Source organism: Geodermatophilus maliterrae (assembly GCF_041018925.1).
Lineage (GTDB): Bacteria > Actinomycetota > Actinomycetes > Mycobacteriales > Geodermatophilaceae > Geodermatophilus > Geodermatophilus maliterrae.
The window spans coordinates 1-559 of sequence record NZ_JBFNXQ010000231.1 but is presented as its reverse complement, the minus strand read 5'-3'; the positions used below and the strand labels follow the sequence as shown (position 1 = coordinate 559).

General features: G+C 70.8%; 1 protein-coding gene. It reads left to right on the top strand.

Annotation, left to right across the window (positions count from 1 at the left end; genetic code table 11):
- Positions 1-547 (top strand): integrase core domain-containing protein (locus ABQ292_RS26630; RefSeq protein WP_369210710.1); only part of this gene is annotated, 547 nt, incomplete at its 5' end.
- Positions 548-559: the final 12 nt, after the last annotated feature.

Genomic DNA, 559 nt, shown 5'->3' with positions numbered 1-559 from the left:
CGGCGAGCTGGTGCACATGGACGTCAAGAAGCTGGCCCGCATCCCCGCCGGCGGCGGCTGGCGCGCGCACGGCCGCGCGGCCACCGTCGACCACCGGCACAAGCCGGTGCCGACCGGCTTCGACTACGTGCACGCCCTGATCGATGACCACTCCCGGCTGGCCTACGCCGAGATCCTGCCCGACGAGCAAGGCAGCACCTGCGCGGGCTTCCTCACCCGCGCCGCGGCCTACTTCGCCGCCCACGGCATCGACCGGATCGAGCGGGTGATGACCGACAACGCCTGGGCCTACAAGTACTCGCTGCGCCAGGTGTGCGCCTCCCTCGGCGCGCGGCAGAAGTTCATCCGCCCGCACTGCCCCTGGCAGAACGGCAAGGCTGAACGCCTCAACCGCACCCTGGCCACCGAGTGGGCCTACCGGCAGCCCTTCACCAGCAACGACCAGCGCGCCGCCGCACTCGCGCCCTGGCTCGAGCACTACAACACTCAACGCCGCCACAGCGCACTCGGCGGACGCCCTCCGATCAGCCGCCTGACACCAACCTGATGACCGGGTACA